Genomic DNA, 20,156 nt, shown 5'->3' with positions numbered 1-20,156 from the left:
AAGGTTCCGCCATGAGCACTCCGAAGATCCAGACGACATTCCCGTTCGGAACGGTGCGCGAGGACATCCGCGTACCCCTCTCCGACGGGACGACGCTCTTCGCGCGCGTCTGGCGGCCGGTCACCGACGAACCTGTGCCGGTCCTCCTCGAATACCTGCCCTACCGGCTCTCCGACTGGACGGCGCCCCGCGACTGGCAGCGCCACCCCTGGTACGCGGGCCACGGCTACGCCTCCGTCCGCGTCGACGTGCGCGGGCACGGCAACTCCGAGGGGATGCCGGGCGACGAGTACGACGCGCAGGAGCTCAGCGACGGCGTCGAGGTCGTGCACTGGCTGGCCGAGCAGGAGTGGTCCTCGGGCAAGGTCGGCATGTTCGGCATCTCCTGGGGCGGGTTCAACTCCCTGCAGATCGCGGCCCTCGCGCCCGAGCCGCTCAAGGCGATCGTCACCGTGTGCAGTACGGACGACCGCTACGACAACGACGTGCACTACATGGGAGGTTCCGTCCTCGCCGTGGACATGCACGCGTGGGCGGCGACCATGCTCGCGTTCGTCTCGCGCCCGCCCGACCCGATGTTCGTCGGCGACCACTGGCGCCGGATGTGGACGGATCGTTTGGAGGCCGTCGAACCCTTCATCCACACCTGGCTGAAGCACCAGACCCGCGACGGCTACTGGCGCCACGGCAGCGTCTGCGAGGACTACTCCGCGATCAAGGCGGGCGTCCTCGCGGTCGGCGGCTGGCACGACCCGTACCGCGACACAGTCCTGCGGCTGGTGGAAGCGCTCCCCGACGACCAAGTGCGCGGGATCATCGGCCCCTGGTCGCACCAGTACCCGGACCGGGGCCTGCCGCCGGGCCCGGCGATCGGCTTCCTCCAGGAGACTCTGCGCTGGTGGGACCACTGGCTCAAGGGCGACGACAGTACGGGTGTCATGGCCGAGCCCAAACTCCGCTCCTGGATCAGCGACTCCCACCCGCCCGCCACGGTCTACGAGAAGCTGCCGGGCCACTGGGTCGGCGACCCCGCCTGGCCGTCCCCCAACGTCTCCCCCGTCACCTACGCCCTCCAGGGCAGCCCCGTCCAGGTCCGCTCCCCGCAGCAGACCGGCCTCGACGCGGGCCGCTTCTTCCCCTTCGGCAACGACGCGGACCTGCCGCCCGACCAGCGCGACGAGGACGCGAAGTCGGCCTGCTTCGAGTTCGAGGTGGAGGACGACGTACGGGTCCTGGGCCGCCCGCGCGTCACGGCACGGATCACCAGCCAGGTCCCGCGCGGCCAGGTGATCGCCCGGCTCTGCGACATCGCCCCCGACGGCTCCTCCACCCTGGTCACCCGGGGCGTGCTCAACCTGGGCTCGCGCCACGGCCGCGCCGCGTCGGTCCCCTGGCTGCCCGGCACGACCGAGGACGTCACCTTCGAGCTGAACGGCATCGGCCACACCTTCCCCGCCGGGCACCGCATCCGCCTCGCCGTCTCCTCCGTCTACTGGCCCTGGATCTGGCCCCAGCCGGGCTCGGCCAACGGCTTCACCCTCGACCCGGCGGGCAGCGCCCTCGAACTCCCGGTACGGGACGGTGCCCTCGGCGGCGTCATCTCCTTCGGCGACCCGGAGCAGTCCGAACCGCTCGGCGTCGTGTACCCCGCCTCGCTCGACGAGCCGCGCCCCGAACGTCTCGTCGTCCGCGACGTGGCCAAGGGCGAATGGCGCCTGGAGGTCGACCCCCGCTACGGCGGCACCCGCGTCTACCCCGACGGCCTCGAATTCACCGAGGACGCCTTGGAGACGTACACCATCCAGGAGGACGACCCGCTGACCGCCCGCACCCGCTCCGACTGGTCGATCCGGCTCCACCGGCCGGAACTCGCCTGGGACACGACCGTACGCACCCGCTCCGAAATCGCTTGCACGGAAGACGAGTTCGTCACGTCGAGTGAGGTTGTGTGCCGGGAAGGCGACGAGGTGGTGTTCCACCGGACGTGGGAGAAGCGGATCCCGCGGACGGCGGGCTGAGCACCCCTCCCCGGCCGGCTACCCGTAGTACCGCTCGAGGACCACGGCCACCCCGTCCTCCTCGTTGGACGCCGTCACCTCGTCGGCGACCGCCTTCAGCTCCGGATGCGCGTTGGCCATCGCCACGCCGCGCGCCGCCCAGCCGAACATCGGGACGTCGTTCGGCATGTCGCCGAAAGCGAGGGTGTCGTCGGGGCCCGCGGCCAGGCTCCGGGCCGCCAGGCTCAGGCCGGTCGCCTTGGTCACGCCGTGCGGCTGGAGTTCGACCGTGCCGGGGCCCGACATGGTGACGGAGGCGAGGGGGCCGACCGCGGCACGAGCCACTGTCGCCAACTCGTCGTCCGTCAGGCCGGGATGGCGAAGGAGCACCTTGCTGATCGGCTCCGCCCACAGGTCGGCGCGGCGGCCGACCCGGACCGCCGGGAGCGTGGGGTGCGGCATCAGGTACTGCGGCTCGATGAGGGTGAGGCCGTCGACGCCGTCCTGGTCGACCGCCGCGTGGACCTGGCCGACCTCCGCCTCGATCTTCCCGAGCGCCTGCTCGGCCAGCTCCCGGTCGAGCGTGAGCGACCACAGCAGCCGGTCGCTCGCGGCGTCGTACAGCTGGGCGCCCTGCGCGCACACCGCGAGCCCGGCGCCGCCGAGATCGTCGAGGAGCGGCTTGACGCGGGGCGCGGGCCGCCCCGTCACCACGATGTGCCGGGCCCCGGCCCGGACGGCCGCCGCGAGGGCGGCCCGGGTGCGGTCGGAGACCGTGTCGTCGCCGCGCAGCAGCGTTCCGTCCAGGTCAGTGGCGATGAGTGCATATGCGGGAGCGGCCATGATCCGAAGAATACGGACCGGTTGACCGTGCGGGCCGTCGAGTACCGGCCGTGTGGGGCGGTTGTGGTATGGGGCCCCGGACGCTCAGACAGGCCTCCCCGACGGCCTCCAGCGCCGCACCACGTCCCCCTCCGCCGTGAGCCACGTCCCGTCGCCCAGCGCCAGGGGATCGGAGCAGGACGTGCCCGCGTAGGGTCCCATCCTGCTCCGCCGCACGGGGGGGGACGAAGAGGTGCCCCTCGGGCAGGACGTCCTCCGCCTCGGCGATCACGTCCTTATGGCCCTCCTGCCAGCGGCTGAGCCAGCCGCCACCCACGTCCGCCTTGAGCACCGCGCCGTCCCGGCACAGACCGGCGACCGGATCGTTCTCCAGGCCGATCTCCGCCACCGCCAGACCGTCCCCGCCACCGGTCGTGACCTGAAGACCGTAGAAGGTGTCGCCCTGGAGCGCGCTCAGCAGGATCTGCGCGGGGTCGGTGAAAGACTGCTGGAACGTGTACGCCGCTGTCGCCGAAGGGAGCACCGCCTCCGCGACGCGGCGGCCGTCGGTGAGGTCCAGGGCGACACACAGGTCACCGGCGCAGGCGCCGTCGCCCGTGCCGGGGCCGGGGACAGTGACCAGCAGGAGGCGGCCCGTGGCGTCGTCCACGCAGGACGCGGACGCGTTGCCGCGGCCGGCCCACGCCCCGAACCCGTACTCCCAGCGCACGCGCGCGTCCCCGTCGTACACCACGACCGTGTCCGCGCCCGCCACCGCGAGGCCGCCGCCCCTGAGCGGCGACACGGCATCGAACCTCTTCCTCCGCGAGGAGTTCGGCGGCGATCACCGCGCGGCGGTGTACGCCTCGTAGAAGTACTCGGCCTCGGAGACGATCACGAGCCGGTCGAGCGGCTTCGACAGGAACATCCAGGGCTCCTCGACCGCGCCGCGCAGACGCGCCGTCCAGCCCGTCGCCGGGACCTCGCACTCCAGCCAGGGCCGCGCCCCCACATGGGTGGCCACGTAGAGCTTCCCCGCCACGCCATGGGCCGCGAGGAGACGTTCGATCCAGGCGTCGAGTTCCCGCGGCGCGGCGTCCTCCGGCAGGAGTTCGTCCGGCTCCGTGTGGATCGACCGCGACCGGTCGATCGCCGCGCGCACCCACTCCGGCTCGTCGCCGGGCGGCAGCGCCTCCCCGGTCCGCAGGTCACCGAGGCCCGCCTCGACGGCTTCCAGGGCCGCCTGCTCGCGGCGTTCGCGGAGCTTTTGTTGCAGCCTACTTTCCACTGCATCGCTCCCGTGCGTAGTAGATGTGGTGCTTCGGCATGATCTGTTTGTACGTCCTGCCCTGCATGTTGATGTCCCTGGGCGAACCCTCCGGGGGCTTTCCCGCGTGGAAGTGCGGGTGGGGCGCCCTGGGGTCGGAGGTGTGCTCGGCGATGACCCGCGAGCCGTCCGGGGTGTCGTACTGGTAGTAGCGGCCCCAGCCGGCGCGCGGATCCCGGTCGGGGTCCGCGTTCGGATCGTAGGGGCGGTACTCGTAGTTGCCCCGGTGCTGCTGGAGCGGGTCGCCGCCGATCTCCCACTGGCGGACCGGCTGCGCCGAGTTCGGCACGCCCGCCATGTCCCTGGCGTGGTTGAACGCCTCCGCCCGGGTGGGGAAGACCGGGTTGTACTGCGAGGCGAGGCCCAGCGGGTCGGCCCACAGGTGCGGGTTGTGGACGTATGTCACCGGGTTAGGGGCGGGGCCCAGGCCCAGCGGGTCGGGGCTGACGTAGCGGGCGGTCTCGGGGTCGTAGTGCCGGTGGTAGTTGTAGTGCAGGCCGGTCTCGGGGTCCGCGTACTGGCCGGGGAAGCGCAGCGGCGTGTGGGCGCGGGCGTCGCGGTTCCACACGGTCGCGCCCCACACCGTGGCACGGGTGCGCCAGGCGATCTCGCCCTGCTCGTCGACGAGTTCCGTGGGGGCGCCCACCAGGTCGGTCACGATCGCGAAGAAGCGGGAGTCGGTCTCGGCGTCGCCGCTGTGCTTGCGCTCGGTCTGGCTGACCGGCCGCAGTCCGTCGTGCTCCCAGGTCAGGGTCAGCGCGCCGGGGTCGCCCGTGCCGAAGGTGCGGGTGGTCTGTTCGACGAGGGTGCTGCCGTCCCACACGAAGTCGGTCTGTTCCAGGACGCTGACGCCGTCCCCGGCCAGCCGCTGCTTGGCGATACGGCGGCCGAACGGGTCGTGCAGATAGCGCCACGCGGTGCCGTCCGGGGTGACCGCACGGGTGAGGCGGCTGTCCGCGTCCCAGGTGTAGCGCCACACGTCGGCCTTGCGCGAGTCCCGGGTCCTGCGGCGCACGACGGTGCGGCCCTGGGCGTCGTACTCGTAGTGCACGGAGCCCGCGGTACGGATCAGGGTGCCGGTGTACGTCCGCTCGCCCGCGGCGTCGTGGCCGGGCAGGCGCGCGGACCAGTCGGCCCGGGTCTGGTTGCCCGCCGCGTCGTAGGCGTACCGCTCCGGCCAGTGCGCGGCGTGGACGGCGGTGACGCGGCCGGCCGGGTCGAGGTCGAAGCGGCGCGCGCCGGAGCCGTGGTCGTCGATGCCGGTCGGCAGCCCGTCGGCCCGGTAGTCGATGTCGCGGCGCAGCAGGGTGCGGCCCGCCCGCCCGGTCAGCTCCTGCCGGGTGAGCCGGCCGAGCACGTCGTAGGAGCCGTGCAGGCGCAGCGCGGAGCCGAGCGTGCGGGTGAGTTCCCGTCCCGCCGGGTCGTGCGCGAAGGCCAGGGTGCGGCCCGCCGTGGTGAGTTCGGTGACACGGCCCGCGGCGTCGTAGGTGCGTGTCGAGGTGGTGCCGGCCGGGGTGGTGCGGGTGAGGCGGCGGCCGAGCGCGTCGTAGGTGTGGCGGACGGTCCGCCCGTTGACGGTCTCCGCGGTCAGCCGTCCGGCCGTGTCCCATGCGAAGGTGCAGTCCGCGTCGGGGCCGGTCGCCCGGACCAGTTCGCCGCACGGGCCGTAGGCGAACGTCGTGACCGCGTCGCCGGACTCCTTGCGGACGGTGCGGCCCCGGCTGTCCCGTTCGAAGCGGATCAGCTCGCCCGTGGCTCCGGTGCGTGTGGTCAGGCGGCCCGCGGCGTCGTGGCCGAAGTCCGTGCGGCGGCCGTCGAAGTCCGTCTCGGTGACGGTGCGCCCCGCCGCGTCGTAGGCGTACGTCCAGGTGAGTCCGGTCGGCGCGGTGACCTTGGTCAGGCGGCGTTCGGTGTCGTGCGCGAACTCGTAGCGGGCGCCGTCCGGTCCGGTGCGGGCCGTCACCAGGTCGAAGGGGCCGAACTCGAAGGAGGTCCGCCCGCCGACGGCGTCCGTGTGCCGGGTGCAGTTGCCCTCGCCGTCCCACTCCCAGCTCTCCGTGGAGCCGTCGGCGGCGGTGAAGCGGAGCGGCTTGCCCTCGGCGGACCAGACGAGGGTCGCCGTGGCGCCGAGCGGGTCGGTCAGTTCGTGGACCCGGCCGAAGGCGTCCCTGCGGTACTCGGTGACCGCCCCCAGCGGGTCGGTCACGGCGACCGGCAGCCCCGCCGCGTTGTTGAGCACCGTGCTGGTGTGCCCGAGGGCGTCGGTGACGGAGGTGACGCAGCCCGAGTCGTCACGGCCGTAGTGGGTGACGCCGCCGTCCGCGTCGGTCGTCCGGACGAGGTTGCCGCGGGCGTCGTAGGTGTGGTGCAGGGTCGTGCCGTCGGCCAGCCGGATCTCGGTGGGCAGGCGCAGCTCGTTGTGGACGACGGTGGTCCGGGTGCCGTCCTCGTACGTGGTCTCCACGAGGTTGCCCGTGGAGTCGTAGGTGTGGCGGCGGGTGTGCCCGAGCGGGTCGGTGCGGCTGAGGAGACGGTCGCGGGCGTCCCAGGTCTGGGTGGTGGTGTGGCCGAGCGGGTCGGTGATCGCGACGATCTGCCCGTGCGCGTTGGCCCGGTAGGTGGTGGAGTGACCGAGGGAGTCGGTGTACGTGGCGGTCGTGGTGCCGTCCCCGTGCGGACCGGCGTACGTGATCCGGGAGTTCAGGATTCCGTCGCTGCCCTGGGTCTGAACGACCCGGCCCGACCCGTCGTAGACGTAGTGGAACGCCGTGGCGTGCCCGTCCCGCCACCCGGTGACACGGTGGGCGCCGTCGTAGCTGAAGCGCGTCGGCGCGTCGACGGCGTTGCGGACCTCGGCCAGCTCGCCCGCCTCGTCGTAGAGGTAGCCGCGCAGCCGGACCGGTCCGTCCTCGGTGATCAGGTGCAGGCCGGTGACGCGCGGGCCGCCCTCGGCGGTCGTGATCCCGATCCGGTAGCCGCCGGAGTGGGCGACCTCGACGAGGGTGTCGTCCTCGGCTCGTTCGATCGTGATCTGGTGATGGTTGCGGTCCTCGGTCCGCACCAGCCACCACAGGCCCTCGCCGCTCTCCGAGGGTTCGAAGTACCGGGTCAGGCCGGTGTACGGGTCCTGCACCACCAGAACGTACGACGTGCCCTGGGAGAGATAGGTCAGCGGCAGCGGATCCCCGGCCACGGGGTCGACACGGTCACCGACGATGTCCGGGGTGCGCGGGTAGTAGAGGCTGGAGCCGTCCTCGCGGCGCCACCACACACCGTCCGCCCCGGCGTCCCGCTCCAGGCGCTCGTCCAGCGTGGAGGCCCAGGCGGGGCCGAAGCACCGGCCGTGGGCGTAACCGCTCAGATGGGTGCGGCGCAGCACGAGCGGCAGCGCGCCCGGCAGTTCGACGTCGGTCTGGTCCATGACCATCTGGCCGCTGGCCATGTCGATGGGGTCGCCGCATGTCTCCTTCGCGTTCAGGGCACGGGCGTCCTTGGCGCGGTCGACGAGGTCGGGGTCGCTCTTGCGGTCCGCGTCGATCCTGAGCGGGGAGCCTGAACCGGGCTGCCCGCCACCCCCCTTGCCGTCCCCGTCCTTCTTGCCCCCGGTGATCGCGTTGACCTTGTCCCGGACGTCGTGATCGGTGCCCTTGTGCAGCCGCGAGGTCGCCTTCGCCCGGTCCGGCACGGTCTCCGTGATGTGCTTGGCGACCTTGCCGAGCGCCTTCTCGGAGCCCTTGAGCGCGCCGTGCAGCACGCTGTCGAAGGCCTGCGTGAACGGGTCGCGGCCCTTGCTGCGGCCGAACGCGCTGCGGGCCTTGCCCAGCGACGTGGACGATGCCAGACGCAACTCGCTGCCGTGCTTGGCGACCTTGCCCGCGCCGTCCTCGAACTCGATGTGGTCGATCTTCGTACGCTTGCCGCCACCGCCACCGCCGCCGTCCGCCGAGGCGAGCTGCATGCCGCCGGTGGCGCTCCCGGCCGAGGCGAGGTGCATCCCGCCCTTGCCGTCGTGCCCGCCGCCACCGCCACCGCTGCCGTCGGCGGGCGGCATGTGGAAGGCGCCCTCCGCGAGGTCGAGCACCATGTCCTCGACCATCGCCTCCAGCTTGGCGTTGACCGGCTCGGTGATCTTGGCGAGGACCTCGTCGACGATCCGGTCCACGGCCTCGTCGATGATCCGCTTGACGACCTGCCGCATCGCGGTGACCTCGGCGGCGCCGATCAGCGCCGACAGACCGCCGGTGACGACAGCCAGACCCGCCGAGATGCCCACCGAGGCGGCCATGACGCCCAGTTCGATCTCGGCCTTCGTCTTCATTCCGAAGATGATGTCGGCGAGCACGTCGCACGCGTCCGCGAACAGGCGCGCCAGCTCGGGGAGTTTCTCCAGGTGGGAGGTCTTCACCTGGTTCCAGTGCTTCTCGAACGAGTCGACGGCCCAGCCCTCGGAGGAGGACAGGATGCGGGTGACCGCCTTGTGCGCGTCGCCGCCGTGTCCCTCGAACTGCTCCGCGAACTCCCGCATGGCCGTGGCCATCTCGCGGTAGTCGTCCTCGTCGACGTTCGGGAAGTTGATCCCGATGAAGTCCAGAACGTCGTCCAGCCAGCCTGGAATCGTGTAGCCCATACGCTGTAACCCCCGTTACCACAACCATGGTTCACCGCGCGGCGCGTCCGCTGTTGCCACCGCGTGACAAGGGTGAGGACGCGTCCCGCCGGACGATAGTTGCAGAGATCGAGGCGTGGGGGCAGAGCGCCGGGAGTCCCTCACCCGTGTGCGGCGGCCAGATGCCGTGCCAGCCGCGGGGACGCGAACGCCGTGCCGCACACGAACCGCATCAGCGGCCCGTACGAGGAACCGCTCAGCATGCCCGTGAAGTACAGCCCCGGGACGGACGAGACGTACCCGGCGCCGAGGCGCGGTGTCCCCCTGCTGACGGCGATCCGGGCACGCAGCCCGTCACTGAGGAACGGCAGGGCCGCCAGGTCCACGCGGTAGCCCGTCGCCGCGATCACATGATCCGCGCAGAGGTGCCGGCGGTGGCCGTCGTGGGTGCGGACGGTGAGGACGGGGGCGCCGCCCGACACGTGCGCCGCCTCCACGGCGGCGACCTCCCGCACCGCCACCTTCCCCTCGAACCGCTCGCGCAGCCACCAGGCGCCGAGGGGGCCCAGTACGCGGCGGGTCAGGAAGTGCCGTACGAGCGGCGGCAGGCGCCGGTACTGGTGCGGGTAGTACGTGAGCGCGTACAGCGACCAGGCCCGCCCGAACGGTGTCGCCGGGCGCAGCCTCGGCTGCTCCCACGGCGGCGCGCCGAACCGCACCCGGCCCCGGCCGCGCGCCACCACCTCTACGTCCGCCCCGGCCTCGACCGCGAGCGCCGCCGTCTCTAGGGCGGACTGGCCCGCTCCGATCACGAGCAGCTCCTTGCCCGCGAACCGGGACAGGTCGTGGTGCTGGGCGCTGTGCGAGAGCGGCCCGTCGGGGGCGGGTCCGCCGGGGACGGCCGCGGCCAGCTCCGGCGGCAGGTGCGCGAGATGGGACAGGCCGGTGGCGACGACCACCGCGCGCGCCGTGAACCGCTCGCCCGAGTCGAGCCGCACCGCGAGATCCGCGTCGCCGCGCCGGTCCACGGAGACGACACGGACGCGCTCCAGACCGGGCACCAACGTGCGCCGGAACCAGTCCCCGTACGCGACGAACACCTCGGCGGGGATCAGGTCCACGTCCCTGACCAGGGGCTCGATACCGGTCGCTGCACAGAAGTCACCGAGGGTGTGGCCGCGCCGCGGTGCGTCGATCGTCGAGGCGGCCGGGACGGACTTGAGGACCATGCCCGCGGGCATGTGCGCACGCCAGCTCGCCATGGGGTCGCCGAAGACGCGGACGGGGATGCCGCGTGCGCAGAGGTGGGCGGCGGTGGACAGGCCGTAGGGCCCCGCTCCGATGACGGCGACCGGACGGCTCACGGCGCCCCTCCCCGGGAGGCCCGCCACAGCCGGCGCAGCTGGGCCGCCCCGGGGCCCACGGAGCGGGCGAGCATCGTGAGGAACGGGCGCGGATCGTCCGCCGCCCACCAGGCGAGCTCCGTACCGCGCGCGGGGACCGGGACGCGCGGGGCCGCCGCGCCGCCGCACCGGTAGGCGAGCCGGGCCGGCAGGTCGATGTTCTCCACCATGTAGCGCCGGCCCGCCCGCTGTCGCCCCGCCGGGACGGCACGTCCGGTGAGCGAGAGGTGCAGGGCGCGGACGACATCGATGCCGGCGTCGTTCTCGAACAGGCGGAACTGGGCGCCGGCCCGCGGGTTGAAGTCGAGCAGCCGGTACCGCCCGTCGCGCCGGTCGAGGCGCAGGTCGAGGTCGATGATCCCGGTGAAGCCGAGCTCTTCGACGAAGCGCGTGACGACGTCCGCGAGCTCCGGATTGTCGACGACGCAGGCGTGCGCCGTCATGCCCGCGTGCGGCGGCCACGAACGGAGCTTGACGCCGGTGAAGAGGGCGCGGGCGGTGCCGTCCTCGCCGACGTACGCGTGCACGATCCAGTCCTCGGCGTCCTCGCGCGGCAGATACTCCTGGAGGATCACGGCGGGCCGCTCACCCCAGGCGCGGGCGAGTGCGCGCAGGTGGGACGCGGTGTGGATCACCGTCGTCCCGTGCACGGCCGGGTTGCCGCGGCGCGTGAAGGCCTCGCGGTTCTTCGCGACGACCGGGAAGTTCGCCGGCCGCGCGGCGAACTCCTCGATCTCCGCCCGGCTGCGCGGGGACACGGTCGTGGGCGACGGCACCCCGTGCTCCGCGCACAGCTCGTGCAGCCCTTGCTTGCTGGCCAGACGGCGCGGCAATCCCCGGTCCACGCGCGGAAAGAGGAACCCTGCCGCGGCGAGCGGGTCCTGGTGCTCGGCGATGAGGACGGCCGCCTCCTCGTCCGTCGGGATCAGCACGGTCGGCCGCCCGATGCGGCGCGCGATGCGCAGCAGCCCGTCGACGAGACGGTACGGGTCCTCCGTCCCGGTCGTCCGCCACGGGAAGGCGCCGCGCAGATAGCGGGAGGCGACCGCGGGCGTGCACCGGTCCTCGGTGATCGCGTACATGGGCACACCGAGCCGCCCCAGGCTGCGAAGGGCGCCCACGCCTCCGTGGTGCAGCGGGTAGGCGCCGAACTTGACGATCAGACCCGGCACGTCGCGGTCGAGAGCGGGCGGCACGATCGCGGGACCGCCCCGCGCCCGCCCGCCGGACTCTGCCGTCATGCCGGTGACGCTAAGCCGGAACCGACCCCTCCAACAACGGTTCATCCGGACATTACGCACCCGTCCAGGCACTGCCCGAACGCGCGTCCCCCACGTAACGTGACCCGCACGGCACGCGATGGAAAGTGAGGCCAACAGGCATGACCGGCACGGCTGGCACGTCCGAGCACACCCCGCTCGACCTCCCCGAGGGCGACCCCTTCGGCCCGCACAACCTTCCCTACGGAGTCTTCTCCGAGAGCACCGACCGCGCCGACGGACCCACCGGCGAACGCCGGGTCGGCGTCCGCATCGGCGATCACGTCCTCGACGCGGGCGCGGCGGCCGAAGCGCTCGGCTCCCCGCACGCCCCGCTCCTGTCCCACCCGACCCTCAACCCGCTCCTCGCGGCGGGCCGTACGGTCTGGTCCGACGTGCGCCGGGAGCTGACCTCCTGGGTGACGGAGCCCGCGCACCGCGCCACCGTCCTGCCCTTCCTGCGCCCGCTCTCCGCGGTCACGCTGCACCTCCCCTTCGAGGTCGCGGACTACGTCGACTTCTACGCCTCCGAGCATCACGCCTCGAACCTCGGCCGCCTCTTCCGCCCGGACGAGGAGCCCCTGAAGCCCAACTGGAAGCACCTGCCGGTGGGCTATCACGGCCGGGCGGGCACGGTCGTCGTCTCGGGGACGGACGTCGTACGCCCGTCCGGCCAGCGCAAGGGCCCGTCCGACCCGGCGCCCGTCTTCGGCCCCTCGGTCCGCCTCGACATCGAGACGGAGGTCGGCTACGTGGTCGGGGTGCCGTCCGCGCAGGGCACCGCCGTGCCGCTGTCCGCCTACCGCGACCACGTCTTCGGGATCTGCCTGCTCAACGACTGGTCGGCGCGTGACATCCAGTCCTGGGAGACCGTGCCGCTCGGCCCGCACCTCGGCAAGTCCTTCGCGACGTCGATCTCCGCGTGGATCACGCCGCTCGACGCCCTGGACGAGGCACGCGTGCCCGCGCCGCCGCGCACGGTCCCGCTCCTCCCCTACCTCGACGACACCGCGTCCCCCTCGCTGGAACCCGCGGGCTACGACCTGCGCATCACGGTCTCCCTGAACGGCCACACCATCTCGCAGCCCCCGTTCTCGACCATGTACTGGACGGGCGCCCAGATGCTGGCCCACATGACGGTCAACGGCGCCTCCTTGCGCACCGGCGACCTCTACGGCTCCGGCACGATCAGCGGCCCCGGCGAACAGGAACGCGGCTCCCTCATCGAGATGACCTGGAACGGCCAGCAGCCTCTTGAACTCCCCGACGGCAAACGGGGCTTCCTGGAGGACGGCGACGAGGTGACCTTGTCGGCCTGGGCCCCGGGCCCAGGCGGCACGAGGGTCGGGCTGGGCGACGTCTCCGGCAGGATCGTGACCTCCTAGGGGCGCGGGGAACTGCGCGGGCAACCACGACGGCGGCGCACCCGCGGGACCCGCGCCACCGTCGGCGATCTGAGGCACTGACGGCCACCCCGCCCCCGGCTCACCAGTCGATGTCCTCGGGCTCGGGCTCGGGTCCGAAGTCGGGCTCGGGCCCGAAGTCGTCCTCCGGCTCCGGACCGGCCGCGCCCCGCGCACCACCGTCAAGGCCGGCCAGAACCTCCAGCACGCCCGCCCCCCACGTCGCCAGCTTCTTCTCGCCGACCCCGCCGATCGTGCCCAACTGGGCGATGGACGTCGGGCGTTGCTGCGCGATCTCCTTGAGCGTCGCGTCGTGGAAGATGACGTACGCCGGGACGCCGTTCTCCTTCGCCTGCGCCCCGCGCCAGGACCGCAGCGCCTCGAAGACCGGCAGCAGCTCCTCGGGCAGGTCGGCGGCGGGCGTTTTGGCCTTGCGCTCGCGGGCCGTGGCGCGCGGTGCCGCCGCCTTCTTCGGTTCCTTGCGGAGGCGTACCTCGCGCTGCCCGCCGAGCACGGTCGCGCTCTCCTCGGTGAGCACCAGCGTCCCGTACTCGCCCTCGACCGCGATGAGCCCCTGCGCCAGCAACTGCCGCACCACGCCCCGCCATTCGACCTCGGTCAGCTCCTCACCGATACCGAAGACGGAGAGCTGGTCGTGGTCGAACTGGATGACCTTGGCGGTGCGCTTGCCGAGCAGGATGTCGATGATCTGGCCCGCGCCGAACTTCTGCCTCCGCTCCCGGTCGAGCCGCACCACCGTGGAGAGGATCTTCTGCGCGGCGACCGTGCCGTCCCAGGTCTCGGGCGGGGTCAGACACGTGTCGCAGTTGCCGCAGGCGCCGGACTCCGGGTCCTGGCCGAAGTACTGGAGCAGCTGGGACCTGCGGCACTGGGCCGTCTCGCAGAGCGCCAGCATCGAGTCGAGGTGGGCGGAGGCGCGGCGCCGGAACGCCTCGCCGCCCTCCCCCATGTTGATCAGCTTGCGCTGCTGGACGACGTCCTGGAGCCCGTACGCCATCCACGCCGTCGACGGCAGCCCGTCGCGCCCGGCGCGGCCCGTCTCCTGGTAGTAGCCCTCGACGGACTTCGGCAGGTCCAGGTGGGCGACGAACCGGACGTCCGGCTTGTCGATGCCCATGCCGAACGCGATGGTCGCGCAGACGACCAGGCCCTCCTCGCGCAGGAACCGGGACTGGTGCGCCTGGCGCGTGCCCGCGTCGAGACCCGCGTGGTACGGCACGGCCTCGATCCCGTTCCTGCTGAGGAACTCGGCCGTCGCCTCGACGGACTTGCGCGACAGGCAGTACACGATGCCCGCGTCGCCCTCGTGCTCCTGCTTGAGGAAAGTCAGGAGTTGCTTCTTCGGGTCGGCCTTGCCGACGATCCGGTACTGGATGTTGGGCCGGTCGAAGCTGGCGACGAAGTGCTTGGCGTCGGGCATGCCCAGGCGCTGGGTGATCTCCTGGTGCGTGGCGTGCGTGGCCGTGGCGGTGAGCGCGATGCGCGGCACGTCGGGCCAGCGCTGGCCGAGCACCTCCAGGGCCAGGTAGTCCGGCCGGAAGTCGTGGCCCCACTGGGCGACGCAGTGCGCCTCGTCGATCGCGAAGACGGAGATCTTGCCGCGGGAGAGGAGGTTGAGCGTGGCGTCGAGCCGCAGCCGCTCGGGCGCCAGGTAGAGCAGGTCCAGCTCGCCTGCGAGGAACTCGGCCTCGACCGTGCGCCGCTCGTCGAAGTCCTGCGTCGAGTTCATGAACCCGGCGCGCACGCCGAGCGCCCGCAGCGCGTCCACCTGGTCCTGCATCAGCGCGATCAGTGGTGAGACGACGACGCCTGTCCCCGCTCTGACCAGGGCCGGGATCTGGTAGCAGAGCGACTTGCCGCCGCCGGTCGGCATGAGGACGACAGCGTCCCCGCCGCTGACCACGTGCTCGATGACCGCTTCCTGCTCGCCGCGGAACGCGTCGTACCCGAAGACGCGGTGCAGCGTGGCAAGCGCCTCACTGTCGGTCATCTCGCTCATACCCTCAGTCCCGTCCATCGTCTCGACCACCTCAGCAACCATAGGGGTCCGCACCGACAGCCCACGAAGTTATCCACAGGCTCGGGACAGCGAAGCGCCCGGCGCCCCTCGTGAAGGGTGCCGGGCGCCTCGGAAACGGCTACCTGACGAAGACCCCCGCCTGACCGGCCAGGTCGAGGAAGTACTGCGGCGCGAGGCCCAGCACCACCGTGACGGCCACCCCCACCGCGATCGTCGTCATGGTCAGCGGCGACGGCACGGCCACGGTCGGGCCGTCCGCCTTCGGCTCGCTGAAGAACATGAGGACGATCACCCGGATGTAGAAGAACGCGGCGATCGCGGAGGACACCACACCGACCACGACGAGCGCGCCCGCACCGCCCTCCGCCGCCGCCTTGAACACGGCGAACTTGCCCGCGAACCCGGAGGTCAGCGGGATACCGGCGAAGGCGAGCAGGAAGACCGCGAAGACGGCCGCGACCAGCGGGGAGCGGCGGCCGAGCCCCGCCCACTTCGACAGGTGCGTCGCCTCGCCGCCCGCGTCGCGCACGAGCGTCACCACGGCGAAGGCGCCGATCGTGACGAAGGAGTACGCGCCCAGGTAGAAGAGGACCGACGAGACGCCGTCCGGGGTGGTCGCGATGACACCCGCGAGGATGAACCCGGCGTGCGCGATCGACGAGTACGCCAGGAGCCGCTTGATGTCGGTCTGCGTGATCGCGACGATCGCGCCGGCCAGCATCGTGACGATGGCGATCGCCCACATGACCGGCCGCCAGTCCCAGCGCAGGCCGGGCAGGACCACGTAGAGCAGGCGGAGCAGCGCGCCGAACGCGGCGACCTTCGTGGCCGCCGCCATGAAGCCGGTGACCGGGGTCGGCGCGCCCTGGTAGACGTCCGGCGTCCACATGTGGAAGGGCACGGCGCCGACCTTGAAGAGCAGGCCCATCACGACGAGCGCCATGCCGATGAGCAGCAGCGCGTCGTTGCCCATGGTGTCGGCGAGCGCCGGGTCGATGTCGGTCACCGAGCCGTCGGCGACGCTCGCGATGGTGGCGTACGAGACGGAGCCCGCGTAGCCGTACAGGAGCGCGATGCCGAACAGGGTGAAGGCCGAGGCGAAGGCGCCGAGCAGGAAGTACTTGACGGCGGCCTCCTGCGACATGAGCCGCTTGCGGCGGGCCACGGCGCACAGCAGGTACAGCGGGAGGGAGAAGACCTCCAGGGCGATGAAGAGCGTCAGGAGGTCGTTGGCCGCCGGGAAGACGAGCATGCCGCCGATCGCGAAGAGCACGAGCGGGAAGACCTCGGTGGTCGTGAAGCCCGCCTTGACCGCGGCCTTCTCGCTGTCGCTGCCCGGTACGGAGGCGGCCTGCGCGGCGAAGGAGTCGACGCGGTTGCCGTGCGCCTCCGGGTCGAGCCGCCGCTCGGCGAAGGTGAAGACCGCGACGATCCCCGCGAGCAGGATCGTGCCCTGGAGGAAGAGGGCCGGGCCGTCGACGGCGATCGCGCCCATGGCCGCGATGTGCGCCTTCGTCGTGCCGTACCCGCCGGCCGCGAGCGCCACGACGGCCGCGAAGGCGGCGGCGAGCGCGACGACCGACAGGAACACCTGCACGTAGTAACGGGACTTGCGGGGCACGAACGCCTCGACCAGGACCCCCAGGACGGCGGCACCGATGACGATCAGGGTCGGGGACAATTGCCCGTACTCGATCTTCGGTGCGTCGATCTTGGAGATCGGGTCGGCGGCAGTTGTCCACAGGCTGTGGACGGCAGATGCGCTCACTTGTGGGCCGCCTCCACTTCCGGCTTCGGGTCCTTCTTCTGGACGTCGGACATGGTGTGCTTGACCGCCGGGTTCACCAGCTCGGTGAGCGGCTTCGGATACACACCGAGGAAGATCAGTACGGCGATCAGCGGGACCACCACCGCCAGCTCACGCACGCGCAGGTCCGCGATGCCCTCGGTCGACGGCTTCACCGGGCCCGTCATGGTGCGCTGGTAGAGCACCAGCGTGTAGAGCGCGGCCAGGACGATGCCGATGGTGGCGATGATGCCGATGACCGGGTAGCGCGCGAACGTGCCGACCAGGACGAGGAATTCGCTGACGAACGGGGCGAGCCCCGGCAGCGACAGCGTCGCCAGGCCGCCGATCAGGAACGTGCCGGCGAGGACCGGGGCGACCTTCTGCACGCCGCCGTAGTCCGCGATGAGCCGCGAGCCGCGCCGCGAGATCAGGAACCCGGCGACCAGCATCAGCGCCGCGGTCGAGATGCCATGGTTGACCATGTAGAGCGTCGCGCCGGACTGGCCCTGGCTGGTCATCGCGAAGATGCCCATGATGATGAAGCCGAAGTGCGAGATCGACGCGTACGCCACCAGGCGCTTGATGTCCCGCTGGCCCACCGCGAGCAGCGCTCCGTAGACGATGCTGATCAGGGCGAGCACCAGGATCACCGGCGTCGCCCACTTGCTCGCTTCCGGGAAGAGCTGGAGGCAGAAGCGGAGCATCGCGAACGTGCCGACCTTGTCGACCACCGCCGTGATCAGCACCGCGACCGGCGCCGTGGCCTCGCCCATCGCGTTCGGCAGCCAGGTGTGCAGCGGCCACAGCGGGGCCTTCACCGCGAAGGCGAAGAAGAAGCCGAGGAACAGCCAGCGTTCGGTGCTGGTCGCCATGGAGAGCGAACCGTTGGCCCGCGCCTCGGCGATCTCCTGGAGCGAGAAGTTCCCCGCGACCACGTAGAGGCCGATGACGGCCGCCAGCATGATGAGGCCGCCGACGAGGTTGTAGAGGAGGAACTTGACGGCCGCATAGGAGCGCTGCGCCGCCGCGTTCTCGTCCGTGCCCGCGTGGGCCCGGTCCCCGAAGCCGCCGATGAGGAAGTACATCGGGATGAGCATGGCTTCGAAGAAGATGTAGAAGACGAAGACGTCCGTGGCCGCGAAGGAGATGATCACCATCGCCTCGACCAGGAGGATCAGGGCGAAGAAGCCCTGCGTCGGCCGCCACCGGCTGTTTCCCGTTTCCTGCGGGTCCGCGTCGTGCCACCCGGCGAGGATGATGAACGGCATGAGCAGCGCGGTCAGCGCGATGAGCGCCACCCCGATGCCGTCCACGCCCACTTCGTAGCGGACGCCGAAGTCGGCGATCCACGCGTGCGATTCGGTGAGTTGGTAGCGGCCGCCGTCCGGGTCGAACCGGACCGCGACGATCGCCGCGAGGACGAGCGTCCCAACCGAGACGAGCAGGGCGAGCCACTTGGCCGCGGTGCGCTGTTTCGCCGGCACGGCGGCCGTGGCGATCGCGCCCACGGCCGGGAGCACCGCCGTCGCTGTCAGCAGAGGAAAGGACATCGGTATCAGACCGCTCTCATCAGCAGGGTCACGGCGGTGATGACCGCCGCACCGCCGAACATCGAGACGGCGTACGAGCGCACGTAGCCGTTCTGGAGCTTGCGCAGCCGTCCTGAGAGGCCGCCCACCGACGCCGCCGTCCCGTTGACCACCCCGTCGACCAGGGTGTGGTCGACGTAGACGAGCGAGCGCGTGAGGTGCTCGCCGCCGCGGACGAGGACGACGTGGTTGAAGTCGTCCTGGAGCAGGTCGCGGCGGGCCGCCCGGGTGAGCAGCGAGCCGCGCGGGGCGACCGCCGGAACCTCCCGGCGCCCGTACTGGAGCCAGGCGACGCCGACGCCGATGACGAGGCACACCATGGTGGCGCCCGTGACGACGCCCGCGCTGATCGGCGCGTGCCCGTGGGAGTGCCCGGTGACCGGCTCCAGCCAGTGCAGGAAGCGGTCGCCGATGGAGAAGAAGCCGCCCGCGAAGACCGAACCGACGGCCAGCAGGATCATCGGGATCGTCATGGACGACGGCGACTCGTGCGGATGCGGCTCGTCGTGGGCGCCGCGCGTCTCGGCGGCGGGCTCCGCGCTGGGCTGCTCCGGCGAGGCGGTGGCCCGGTTCTTCCAGCGCTCCTCACCGAAGAACGTCATGATCATCACGCGGGTCATGTAGAACGCGGTGATGGCGGCGCCCAGCAGGGCGACGGAGCCGAGGATCCAGCCCTCGGTCCCGCCCTTGGCGAAGGCCGCCTCGATGATCTTGTCCTTGGAGAAGAAGCCGGACAGGCCCGGGAAGCCGATGATGGCGAGGTAGCCGAGGCCGAACGTCACGAAGGTGACCGGCATGTACTTCCTGAGGCCGCCGTACTTCCGCATGTCGACCTCGTCGTTCATGCCGTGCATGACCGAACCGGCGCCGAGGAAGAGCCCGGCCTTGAAGAAGCCGTGCGTCACCAGGTGCATGATCGCGAAGACGTAGCCGATCGGGCCGAGGCCCGCGGCGAGGATCATGTAGCCGATCTGCGACATCGTCGAGCCAGCGAGGGCCTTCTTGATGTCGTCCTTCGCGCAACCGACGATCGCACCGAACAGGAGCGTGACCGCGCCGACGATGGTGACGACCAGTTGCGCGTCCGGCGCGGCGTTGAACAGCGCCCCGGAGCGGACGATCAGGTAGACGCCCGCGGTGACCATGGTCGCGGCGTGGATGAGGGCCGAGACCGGGGTCGGGCCCTCCATCGCGTCCCCGAGCCAGGACTGGAGCGGGACCTGCGCCGACTTGCCGCACGCGGCGAGCAGCAGCATCAGGCCGATCGCGGTCAGCTTGCCCTCGGAGGTGTCACCGACGCTGTCGAGCACAGGGCCGAAGGCGAACGTCCCGAACGTCGTGAACATCAGCATGATCGCGATCGACAGACCCATGTCGCCGACGCGGTTGACCAGGAACGCCTTCTTCGCGGCGGTGGCCGCGCTCGGCTTGTGCTGCCAGAAGCCGATCAGGAGGTACGAGGCGAGGCCCACGCCCTCCCAGCCGACGTACAGGAGCAGGTAGTTGTCGGCGATGACGAGAAGCAGCATCGCCGCGACGAACAGGTTCAGGTAGCCGAAGAAGCGGCGGCGCCGCTCGTCGTGCTCCATGTAGCCGATCGAGTACAGGTGGATCAGCGTGCCGACGCCGGAGATCAGCAGGACGAACGTCATGGACAGCTGGTCGAGCTGGAAGGCGACGTCCGCCTGGAACCCCTCGACGGGGATCCAGCTGAACAGGTGCTGGTGGAAGGTGCGTTCCTCCGCGCCCTTGCCGAGCATGTCGGTGAAGAGGATGGCGGCGATCACGAAGGAGACGGCCGCGAGCACCGTGCCGAGCAGGTGGCCCACCCGGTCCAGGGCCCGGCCGCCGCACAGCAGGACGGCCGCTCCGAGCAGGGGCGCCGCGACGAGCAGCGCGATCAGGTTCTCTGCGTTCATG

Annotated in this window: 12 protein-coding genes; 2 read left to right on the top strand and 10 right to left on the bottom strand. The window is 71.6% G+C overall.

The genetic code is table 11. From position 1 onward, the window contains the following. The first annotated feature begins 11 nt into the window (after positions 1-11). Entirely contained in the window at positions 12-2,018 is a 2,007-nt protein-coding gene (locus tag N5I75_RS19710) for a CocE/NonD family hydrolase (protein ID WP_476679231.1), read from the top strand. Positions 2,019-2,036: 18 nt separating this feature from the next. On the opposite strand, the gene N5I75_RS19705 is transcribed toward N5I75_RS19710, so the two are convergent. The 6 genes from N5I75_RS19705 to N5I75_RS19680 form a co-directional block, all read right to left on the bottom strand. After that, a complete protein-coding gene (locus N5I75_RS19705; RefSeq protein ID WP_476679230.1) occupies positions 2,037-2,840 on the bottom strand; it encodes an HAD family hydrolase in 804 nt (267 codons plus the stop codon). Continuing rightward, positions 2,806-3,624, bottom strand: coding sequence for a hypothetical protein (locus tag N5I75_RS19700; RefSeq protein WP_476679229.1), 819 nt, complete (start codon positions 3,622-3,624; stop codon positions 2,806-2,808). Before N5I75_RS19700 ends, N5I75_RS19705 begins: the two co-directional genes overlap by 35 nt. 39 nt (positions 3,625-3,663) lie before the next feature. Then, entirely contained in the window at positions 3,664-4,107 is a 444-nt protein-coding gene (locus N5I75_RS19695; RefSeq protein WP_476679228.1) for a hypothetical protein, read from the bottom strand. Then, complete coding sequence (locus N5I75_RS19690) at positions 4,097-8,773, bottom strand: DUF6531 domain-containing protein (protein ID WP_476679227.1); 4,677 nt, start codon at positions 8,771-8,773, stop codon at positions 4,097-4,099. The genes N5I75_RS19695 and N5I75_RS19690 overlap by 11 nt, the downstream gene beginning before the upstream one ends. A 140-nt stretch (positions 8,774-8,913) precedes the next feature. Continuing rightward, positions 8,914-10,116, bottom strand: a complete 1,203-nt coding sequence (locus N5I75_RS19685) for an FAD-dependent oxidoreductase (RefSeq protein ID WP_476679226.1) — start codon at positions 10,114-10,116, stop codon at positions 8,914-8,916. Further along, complete coding sequence (locus N5I75_RS19680; RefSeq protein ID WP_476679225.1) at positions 10,113-11,396, bottom strand: carboxylate--amine ligase; 1,284 nt, start codon at positions 11,394-11,396, stop codon at positions 10,113-10,115. The genes N5I75_RS19685 and N5I75_RS19680 overlap by 4 nt, the downstream gene beginning before the upstream one ends. A gap of 140 nt (positions 11,397-11,536) precedes the next feature. On the opposite strand from N5I75_RS19680, the gene fahA reads away from it, so the two are divergent. Next, the gene (gene fahA / locus N5I75_RS19675) at positions 11,537-12,799 is read left to right on the top strand and encodes a fumarylacetoacetase (RefSeq protein ID WP_476679224.1); all 1,263 of its coding nucleotides are present in this window, start codon (positions 11,537-11,539) and stop codon (positions 12,797-12,799) included. 100 nt (positions 12,800-12,899) lie between these two features. On the opposite strand, the gene recQ is transcribed toward fahA, so the two are convergent. From recQ to nuoL, 4 genes are all read right to left on the bottom strand, one after another. Beyond that, positions 12,900-14,837 carry a DNA helicase RecQ gene (gene recQ, locus N5I75_RS19670; protein WP_476679223.1) on the bottom strand — a complete coding sequence of 646 codons (1,938 nt, stop codon included), beginning with the start codon at positions 14,835-14,837 and terminating at the stop codon, positions 12,900-12,902. A gap of 139 nt (positions 14,838-14,976) precedes the next feature. Next, the gene (gene nuoN, locus N5I75_RS19665; protein ID WP_476679222.1) at positions 14,977-16,626 is read right to left on the bottom strand and encodes an NADH-quinone oxidoreductase subunit NuoN; all 1,650 of its coding nucleotides are present in this window, start codon (positions 16,624-16,626) and stop codon (positions 14,977-14,979) included. Next, entirely contained in the window at positions 16,623-18,197 is a 1,575-nt protein-coding gene (locus tag N5I75_RS19660; protein WP_476679221.1) for an NADH-quinone oxidoreductase subunit M, read from the bottom strand. Before N5I75_RS19660 ends, nuoN begins: the two co-directional genes overlap by 4 nt. Positions 18,198-18,202: 5 nt before the next feature. Then, positions 18,203-20,155, bottom strand: coding sequence for an NADH-quinone oxidoreductase subunit L (nuoL, locus tag N5I75_RS19655; protein ID WP_476679220.1), 1,953 nt, complete (start codon positions 20,153-20,155; stop codon positions 18,203-18,205). Position 20,156 lies beyond the last annotated feature (1 nt).

The sequence above is a fragment of the Streptomyces sp. R818 genome (assembly GCF_056172735.1).
This window is presented reverse-complemented; position numbering and strand designations above follow the sequence as displayed.